Annotated in this window: 7 protein-coding genes; 3 read left to right on the top strand and 4 right to left on the bottom strand. The window is 76.3% G+C overall.

Annotated elements, in window-relative coordinates; all coding sequences use genetic code 11:
* Positions 1-1,048, top strand: a 1,048-nt coding sequence (locus A2U95_RS25325; RefSeq protein WP_420857050.1) for an SCO7613 C-terminal domain-containing membrane protein, incomplete at its 5' end; no start/stop codon positions are given.
* Positions 1,049-1,343: 295 nt separating this feature from the next.
* Here A2U95_RS25325 and A2U95_RS25320 read toward each other — a convergent pair.
* Positions 1,344-3,389, bottom strand: a complete 2,046-nt coding sequence (locus tag A2U95_RS25320) for an NAD(+) synthase (protein ID WP_166027141.1) — start codon at positions 3,387-3,389, stop codon at positions 1,344-1,346.
* A gap of 171 nt (positions 3,390-3,560) precedes the next feature.
* On the opposite strand from A2U95_RS25320, the gene A2U95_RS25315 reads away from it, so the two are divergent.
* On the top strand, positions 3,561-3,944 hold the full coding sequence (locus A2U95_RS25315; protein WP_166027139.1) for an ArsR/SmtB family transcription factor: 384 nt from the start codon (positions 3,561-3,563) through the stop codon (positions 3,942-3,944).
* Between the two features lie 34 nt (positions 3,945-3,978).
* On the opposite strand, the gene A2U95_RS25310 is transcribed toward A2U95_RS25315, so the two are convergent.
* On the bottom strand, positions 3,979-5,010 hold the full coding sequence (locus A2U95_RS25310) for a glycerophosphodiester phosphodiesterase family protein (RefSeq protein ID WP_240958080.1): 1,032 nt from the start codon (positions 5,008-5,010) through the stop codon (positions 3,979-3,981).
* Between the two features lie 250 nt (positions 5,011-5,260).
* The gene (locus A2U95_RS25305) at positions 5,261-5,746 is read right to left on the bottom strand and encodes a GNAT family N-acetyltransferase (RefSeq protein ID WP_240958082.1); all 486 of its coding nucleotides are present in this window, start codon (positions 5,744-5,746) and stop codon (positions 5,261-5,263) included.
* A 233-nt stretch (positions 5,747-5,979) separates the two neighbouring features.
* On the opposite strand from A2U95_RS25305, the gene A2U95_RS25300 reads away from it, so the two are divergent.
* Positions 5,980-6,858 (top strand): universal stress protein, encoded by an 879-nt coding sequence (locus A2U95_RS25300; RefSeq protein WP_206283058.1) that lies wholly within the window; start codon positions 5,980-5,982, stop codon positions 6,856-6,858.
* A gap of 102 nt (positions 6,859-6,960) precedes the next feature.
* On the opposite strand, the gene A2U95_RS25295 is transcribed toward A2U95_RS25300, so the two are convergent.
* On the bottom strand, positions 6,961-7,947 hold the full coding sequence (locus A2U95_RS25295; RefSeq protein WP_166027143.1) for an NAD(P)H-dependent flavin oxidoreductase: 987 nt from the start codon (positions 7,945-7,947) through the stop codon (positions 6,961-6,963).
* Positions 7,948-8,357: the final 410 nt, after the last annotated feature.

Genomic DNA, 8,357 nt, shown 5'->3' with positions numbered 1-8,357 from the left:
GCTGCCGACGGTGTTCGAACTGCCCCGCGAAGCCGGTCTCGCCGTGCGGGTGCTGGTGGTGGCGGGCGCGCTGGCGTTCACCCGGCGGACCGCGGCCGGGCCGTGGACCGCGATGGTGGTGGCCCTCGTCGCCTCGGGCGGGGCGGCGCTGTCGTCGATGCCCGGGCAGTGGGCCGCCCTGGCGGTGCTTCCGGCGCTGATCGCGTTGTTCACGGCCGCCTCCCTGGCCCGCCGCCCGCTCGCCCCGGCCGGTCTGCCGGCCGCCCTGGTCCATGCCGCGCTGCTGGTCTGCGTGATCGCCGGCCTGCGGGACTGGGAGGCGTCCACGGCCGGTCTGCTGCTGCTCGGGGTGACGGCGGCCGCGGCGCTGGTCGCGGCGCGGCCCGCGACCGGGCCGGCGACCGTCCCGGTGGAGGTCACCGGGGCCGTGGCCGGGGCGTGCGCCCTGCTGCTCACCCTGCCGGACCCGCCGGTGCTGGCCCTCGCGCTGGCGCTGGCCGGTGTGATCGCCGGGGCGACCGCGCTGCGCCCCGGCCGCCGTCCGGCCGGTTACGCCGCGAGCGTGCTGTTCGTGCTCGCCGCGTGGGTGCGGCTGGCGGCCTGGGGCGTCGGCACCCCGGAGGCGTACGCGCTGCCGGCGGCGGTGCCGATGCTGGCCCTGGGTGTGCTGCGCCGCCGCCGGGACGCCTCGGTGTCGTCCTGGCCGGCGTACGGTCCCGGGCTGTCCGCGGCCCTGCTGCCCGGTCTGGTCGCCGCCTGGGCCGACCCGCACTGGACCCGGCCGCTGCTGCTCGGCCTGGCGGCCCTCGCCGTCACGGTGGCCGGTGCGGTGCGCCGGCTGCGGGCCCCCCTGCTGCTGGGCGGCACGGTGCTGGTGCTGGACGCCCTGCACGAACTCGCGCCCTACCTGGTCCAGGCGCTCGGCGCGCTCCCCCGCTGGGCGCCCCCGGCCGCGGCCGGTCTGCTGCTGCTCCTGCTGGGCACCACCTACGAACGCCGTCTGCGCGACGCCCGCCGGGCCCGGGAGGCGCTGCGGCGGATGGGGTGACGGGAGCCGGCCGCGCCGGCACGGACCGGCCGGGCGGCGTCACCGCCCGCACGGGCGGACCGGACCGCTCCCGCCGCGCGGCGGTCTGCGCGTTCGACGGTTCGACAGCCCCTGGGCGACGGGGGAAGGTCCTCCGTCCCGTGTTCCGTCGGCGCGCCTCGCCGCGGGCGTCCCGCCGGAGAGCCGGCCCGCTCCGCGGCCCTCCGGCACGGCAGGGGCACGACGCCCCCGGGCACCCGGACCGTCCGCCCGCCGGCACCCCGTCGGGGCGCCGGCGGGAACCGCCGGACAGGCCCTAGTCGCGTCCGAGCGCGCCGTCGACGCGGGCCAGGTCGCGCAGCCAGGTGGCCGCCGAGCTGTCGGAGGGGGCGCGCCAGTCGCCGCGCGGCGAGAGCGAGCCGCCGGCCGAGACCTTGGGTCCGTTGGGCATCGCCGACCGCTTGAACTGGGCGAAGGCGAAGAAGCGGCGGCAGAACACCTCGAGCCAGTCGCGGATCTCCTGGAGGTCGTAGGCGACCCGCTTGGCCTCCGGGAAGTTGGCCGGCCAGGCGCCCGCCCCGGCGTCGTGCCAGGCGTGCCAGGCCAGGAAGGCGATCTTCGACGGCCGGAACCCGTACCGCAGCACGTGGAAGAGGGTGAAGTCGTGCAGGGCGTAGGGGCCGATCTTCGACTCGGTGGACTGCATCTCCTCGCCGGGGACCAGCTCCGGGCTGATCTCCGTGTCGAGGATGGCGGCCAGCGTCCTCCCGGTCTCCTCGTCGAACTGTCCGCTGCCGATCACCCAGCGGATGAGGTGCTGGATGAAGGTCTTCGGCACGCCGGAGTTGACGTTGTAGTGGCTCATCTGGTCGCCGACGCCGTACGTGCTCCAGCCGAGCGCCAGCTCGGAGAGGTCGCCGGTGCCGAGCACGATGCCGCCGCGCTGGTTGGCCAGCCGGAACAGGTAGTCGGTGCGCAGGCCCGCCTGCACGTTCTCGAAGGTGACGTCGTAGACCGGCTCGCCCGCCGAGAAGGGGTGGTCCATCTCCTTCAGCATCAGCCGCGCGGTGGGCGTGATGTCGAGCTCCGCCGCGGTCACGCCGAGGGCGCGCATGAGCTTGTGGGCGTTGCCCTTGGTGTGGTCGCTGGTGGCGAAGCCGGGCAGGGTGAACGCCAGGATGTCGCTGCGGGGGCGGCCGGCGCGGTCCATGGTCTGGGCGGCGACGATCAGCGCGTGGGTGGAGTCCAGGCCGCCGGAGACCCCGATGACGATCTTGGGGTCGCCGATCGCGGCCAGGCGCTGCTGGAGGGCGCTGACCTGGATGTTGTACGCCTCGTAGCAGTCCTGGGCGAGGCGCTCGGGGTCGGACGGCACGAACGGGTACCGCTCGAGCCGGCGGCGCAGGCCGAGGTCGCCGGTGGGCGGGTCGAGCCGGAAGCCGACTTCGCGGAAGTCGCCGGTGCGGGCGGCGTGGGTGCGGCGGTTGTCGTCGAAGGTGCCCATCCGCAGGCGCTCCTGCCGGAGCAGGTCGAGGTCGACGTCGGCCACCGCGTACCGGTCGTCCTGCGGGAACCGGTCGGTCTCGGCGAGCAGGACGCCGTTCTCGTAGATCATGGTCTGCCCGTCCCAGGACAGGTCCGTGCTGGACTCGCCCAGGCCGGCCGCCGCGTACACGTAGGCGGCCAGGCAGCGGGAGGACGCCGAGCGGCAGAGCAGCTTGCGGTCCTCGGCGCGGCCGACGGTGATGGGGCTGCCGGAGAGGTTGAGCAGCACGGTGGCGCCGGCCAGGGCGGCCTCGGCGCTCGGCGGCACCGGCACCCACATGTCCTCGCAGACCTCGGCGTGGATCACCAGGCCGGGCACGTCCTCGGCGGAGAAGAGCAGGTCCACGCCGAAGGGCACGGCCTGCCCGCCGATCCGGATGGTGCCGCCGCGCTCGTCGTCGCCGGAGGCGATCTGCCGCTTCTCGTAGAACTCGCGGTAGTTGGGCAGGTAGGACTTGGGGGCGATGCCGAGGATCCGGCCGCGGTGCACCACCACGGCGCAGTTGTAGATCCGGTTCCGGTGGCGCAGCGGGGCGCCGACCACCAGGACGGGCAGCAGGCCGGCGGAGCCGGCCACCACGGCGGCGAGCGCCGTCTCCACCTCGTCGAGCAGGGCGTCCTGGAGCAGCAGGTCCTCGATGGAGTAGCCGCACAGGTTCATTTCCGGGAAGAGGGCGACGGCGACGCCGTCCTCGTCACATCGGCGGGCCTGCCGCAGGACCGCCTCGGCGTTGGCGGCGGGGTCGGCGATGGCGGCGTGGCCGGTGCAGGCGGCGATCCGCGCGAAGCCGTGCTGGTAGAGCGACCAGAAGTTCAACGGGGCTGACTCCCACGAGAGTTGGACAGGCGGCGGCCCTGACGACGACGGGTCGGCCCGGTCAGGGCAGTTCAAAGCCTACGACTGCCCGGACACGGCCCTTCCGATGCCTCATCTGCTTCGACGGCGGTCGACATAGACCCTTGTCGAACCGGATGGGACAATGGAGGCATGCCGAACACCAAGGTGCTCCCCCTCCTCGACCCCGCGGCCGGCGGCTCCGCCGCCGCGCCGTGCTGCCCGCCGCTGACCGAGCGCCCGCTGGACGCCGGGGAGGCGGAGACCGCCGCCCGCATGTTCAAGGCCCTCGGCGACCCGGTCCGGCTGCGCCTGTTCTCCGCGGTCGCCTCCCACGAGGGCGGCGAGGCGTGCGTCTGCGACATCTCCGACGTCGGCGTCTCGCAGCCGACCGTCTCCCACCACCTGAAGAAGCTCAGGGAGGCGGGGCTCCTGACCTCCGAGCGGCGCGGCACCTGGGTCTACTACCGCGTCGAGCCGTCCGTCCTCGCCGCGATGGGGCAGATCCTCACCGGCCGCCCGGCCGCGGCCGCCTGACGGGGCGGCCGGGGCCGTTCGCGCGGCGGCGGGGTCAGCGGGGCGGGGGGTACGCGCGGGGCAGGCGGTGGCCCCGTTCGGCGAGGACGGCGCGGACGGCGTCCGGCGCGTCGGTGATGAGGCCGTCCACGCCGAGCCCGAGCAGGTGGCGGACGGTCGCGGGATCGTCGACGGTCCACGGCACGACCTCCATCCCCTCCCGGTGCGCGGCGGCGACCAGCTCCCGCGTCGTGAAGGGCACGTACCCGGGTGTCCCGGTCCCGCCGCCCTGCGGGTCGCCGTGCACCGGGGAGACCGCGTCCGCGCCGAAGGAGGCCGCGGCGGCCACGTAGCGCCGCTGGAGCGACCCCTCGAAGTCGTCGATGTCCAGTCCGCCGAGCCAGGGCGAGGCGCCCGGCACGCCCTGCTGGAGGAACTGCTGTCCGTTGGTGAGCGCCACCACCGGCAGCCGGGGCTCCAGCTCGCGCACCCGCATCAGCGCGCCCCAGTCGAAGCTCTGGACCGTGACCTGCCGCACCATCCGCGCCCGCCGGGTCTCGGAGACCACGGTCCGCACGAACCGTTCCCGCGGCGCCGTCTCCCACGGAGCTCCGGCCTCGACCTTGGTCTCCACGTTCAGCGTGACCCCGTGGGCCCGGTACCGCTGCACCAGCGCGTACACCTCGGACAGCAACGGCATCCGCGCCCCGGGCGCGAGCCGCTGCGCGGGGAACGCGGCCTGGCGCAGGGACCCGCAGTCCAGCGTGCGGATCTGGGCGAGCGTGAGGTCCTTGACGTACTTCTTGCCGGGGACGTACGGGTACTCGGGGTCACCCGGGAACGCCGGGCCGGTGTCCCGGCACTTGCGCTCCTGGACGTCCCGGTCGTGGGTGACGACCGCGTGGCCGTCCTCGGTGATCTGGACGTCCAGTTCCAGGGTCGTGACCCCGAGCTCCAGTGCCCGCGCGAAGGCCGGAAGCGTGTTCTCCACGGTCATCGCGGTGCCGCCGCGATGCGCCTGGAGGTCGAACTGCCGGGCTTTCGGCGGGTGTCCGGCGGCCGCCGCCGCGCCGGCGGTCAGCCACACCGCCAGCGCCGCGACGACGGCGTGCCGCAGGACCGGCCTCCTTGGGCGAGGACGCGCCGTCCGCCGGGGATCCGTTGCTCTCGGAGGAAGTCTCATCCCCCGAACCTGCCCGTTTCCGGCGACGCCCACGTGACCTCCGCCCCGTCTTCCGGTGAAGCCCGGTGGAAGCGGCCGGCGTGCCGCCGCGAGGAGCCCCGGGCCGGGCCCGCCCGCCGCCGGACCGGCCGGCCGCCGGGGCGGGTCCACCGGTTCACCGCCCCGGACCGTCCTCGTGGCGGCCGACCCGCCGCGTCAGGACCTGCCCCGGCCAGGCGCCGACGTGGAACTCCTCGGAGCGGGTGAAACCGTTGCGCTCGTAGAACGAGACCAGCCGCCCCTCCTCGCCCGCCCAGCAGTCCACCCGCAGCAGGCCGGCCCCGGCCCGCCGGGTCTCCCGGACGGCGTGGGCCAGCAGGGCCGCCCCGATGCCGCGGCCGGCGTGGCGACGGTCCGAGACCAGCAGGCGGACGTAGCGCTCGGGCTCCCCGGCCGGGGCGATCGGCATCCGCGGGCTCGGGCCCGTGTGCAGCACCAGCGCTCCGGCCGGGACGCCGTCCCGTTCGGCGACGAAGGGCTCGCACTCCGTGAAGTACTCCTGGACGCGCTCCACCCCGCCCCGCTTGCGCGAGTAGGGCGTCGTGCCCCACTGCTCGGTGTTGCCGCGCGCGTTCATCCAGACGATCGCGGCGTCGAGCATCGCGAGGACGGCCGGCACGTCGTCCGCGGCCCCCGGCCGGATCAGCGGGCCGGACGTGCTCGCGGTGGTGGTCGAGGCCGGGTGGTGTGCTGTCACGGCGATCATCCTGCCAGGCCGGGCCGGTCACGGCCGGGCCCCGTCCGGTGGCCCCGCCCTCCCGCCTCGGCGAGTCTGGTCTTGGACCAGACGGGACCACGGCGGCGGAGGCGGACGGGCCGGGACGGGAGCCGGAAGTGAACGAACCAGTGATCGTCGGGGTGGACGGTTCACCGTCCGCCTTCGCAGCGGTCGACACCGCGGCGGACGAGGCGCACCTGCGCGGCGTCCCCCTGCGCATCGTGCACGCCTTCGGCAACCGGCCCTCACGGATGCCGGGCGTCACCCCGCCGCCGGAGATGACCGGGCGGGGCCTGGCGGGACTGGTGCACGGGGTGCCCTCGGAGGCGGAGCGGCGCGCCCACGACCGCGTGCCGGGCCTGGAGGTCACCCGTTCGGTGGTGTCCGGCGAGCCGCTGGAGGTGCTGACCATCGAGTCGCGCTCGGCGGCGCTGGCCGTGGTCGGCAGCCGCGGCCTGAACAGCTTCTCCTCGCTGCTGCTGGGCTCGACCGCCGTGCACCTGGCCGCGCACGGCCACTGCCCCCTGATGGTGGTCCGGGGCCGCCCCTCCCCCACCGGTCCGGTGCTGCTGGCCGTCGACGGGTCCGAGGCCGGTGAGGCGGCGGTCGCCTTCGCCTTCGCCGAGGCCGCGTTGCACGGGGCGCCGCTGGTCGCGATGCACGTGTGGAACACCCGCAACGAGCGCGCCCTCGACGACCCCCTCGACCCCCTGCACGTCGTGACGGACGTCAGCCGGATCGAGGAGGCGCAGCGGCGCCTGCTGGACGGGACGCTGGCCCGTCACCGGGCCGCCCGTCCCGATGTCGTGGTCGAGCCGCGGCTGGTCCGTTCCCGGATCCGCTCCGCCCTGCTGACGGCGAGCGGCGACGCCCGGCTGGTGGTGGTCGGGGCCCGGGGCCGGGGAGGTTTCCAGGGCCTGCTGCTCGGCTCGGTCAGCCAGGCGCTGCTGCACCACGCCGACTGCCCGGTGATCGTGGTCCGCGGCCGCCACTGACCGGGGAGGGCCCGTCCGCGGCCTCGTCACCGGCGCCCTCGCCGAACTCCCGGTGTTCCCGGCCGCCCGGCGGCCCAGGACCGCCCCCGGCGCCCGGCCCGGTCACCGTCCCGGCGCGTCGGCGGCCAGGCGGCGCAGGGTGTCGGCGGCGGGCTCGACGCGCGCCCGGCGGTGGCCGCGGCCGGCCCACAGGTGGATCATCGAGGTGTCCCCGGTCCGGGTGGCCGCCTTCCGCAGCGGGGCGGTGAGGTGGTGCAGCGCCGGGTAGCCGAGCGGGGCCGACGGGCCGTACCGGTCGGTGAAGCGGTTGCGCAGGGCACGGGCGGGGCGGCCGGTGAACGCCGTGGTCGGCACCGTCTCCGTGAACGCGGGGTCGACGAGGGCGTCGCGGTGCGGCGCCGACGCCCCGCTCTCGTGGGTGCGCAGCAGCAGGGTGCCCACGGAGACCGCCTCCGCCCCGGCCCGCAGCGCCGCCGCGACGTCCCGGGCGCCGGCGACGCCGCCGGCGGCGACCAGCGGCAGCGGAACGGCCCGGCGCACCGCGTCGACCAGTTCGGGCAACGGCACGTCCGCGGGGGGCCGTTCGGGGGTCAGGGTGGCGGAGTGCCCGCCGGCCGCGGCGGCCTGCACCACCAGTCCGTCGACGCCCCGGTCCGCCGCCCGCAGGGCCTCCTCGGGCGACGTCACCGACTGCAGCACGGTCGTCCCGGCGCCGCGCAGCGCCTCCACCAGGTCCGCGCCGGGCAGCCCGAAGGTGAACGACACCACCGGCACCGGCCGCGCCAGGAGCAGCTCGGTCTTCTCCTGCCAGCGGTCGTCGTCCTCCACCGGCGGCCCGTCCGGCAGGGCCGTGCCGCGGCGCTCCGCCTCGGGCGCCAGGGCGTCGGCGTAGGCGCGGTACGCCGAGGGGTCGACGGGCACGGGCGGCGGGGCGAAGAGGTTGACGCCGAACGCCGCCCCGGTGTCCCGCACGCTCTCGATCTGCGCCGCCAGCTCCTCCGCCGTCCGGTAGCCGCCCGCCAGGAAGCCCAGGCCGCCGGCCCGCGCGGCGGCCACCACCAGCTCGGGCGTCCCCGATCCGCCGGCCATCGGCGCGGCGAGGACGGGCAGGGTCGTTCCGAGGCGGTCGAGAAGGCGTGTGCGCACGATGCTCCGATGCGGACGGGAGGGGCGGGTGCTGTCGGAGGCCACTCTAGGAAGCCGTCCGGCCCGCCCGTCCGCCGCCCGGGAGGGACGGGCCTCCCGCCTTCGGGTCCTCCGCCCGGCAGGCGCGCTCCGCCCGGCATCCGCCTCGGTGCCCCGGTGCCCCGGTGACCGCGATCGGCGGGTGTCGCCGGGCGGTCCTCCTCGACGGCGCCGGCGTCTCCGGTGCGCCCGCGCACTCGCGGTCCTCCGCGCGGCGGGGCCCCGAGGGACCACGGATCCCCCTCGCCGTGCCGGTTTAGCCCGAACCCGTGGGCGGACCACCCTTCCGGCGGGCGCCCGCCGCGCCGGTGCCG

Source organism: Streptomyces chilikensis, from assembly GCF_001642695.1.
Taxonomy (GTDB): domain Bacteria; phylum Actinomycetota; class Actinomycetes; order Streptomycetales; family Streptomycetaceae; genus Streptomyces; species Streptomyces chilikensis.
The sequence above is the reverse complement of the archived record's forward strand: the minus strand, read 5'-3'. Positions and strand labels throughout refer to the sequence as shown.

Coding starts and splice junctions, on each gene's coding strand:
- A2U95_RS25315 (WP_166027139.1), top strand. CDS start 3,561: ATGCCGAACACCAAGGTGCTCCCCCTCCTCGACCCCGCGGCCGGCGGC.
- A2U95_RS25305 (WP_240958082.1), bottom strand. CDS start 5,746: ATGCTCGACGCCGCGATCGTCTGGATGAACGCGCGCGGCAACACCGAG.
- A2U95_RS25295 (WP_166027143.1), bottom strand. CDS start 7,947: ATGGCCGGCGGATCGGGGACGCCCGAGCTGGTGGTGGCCGCCGCGCGG.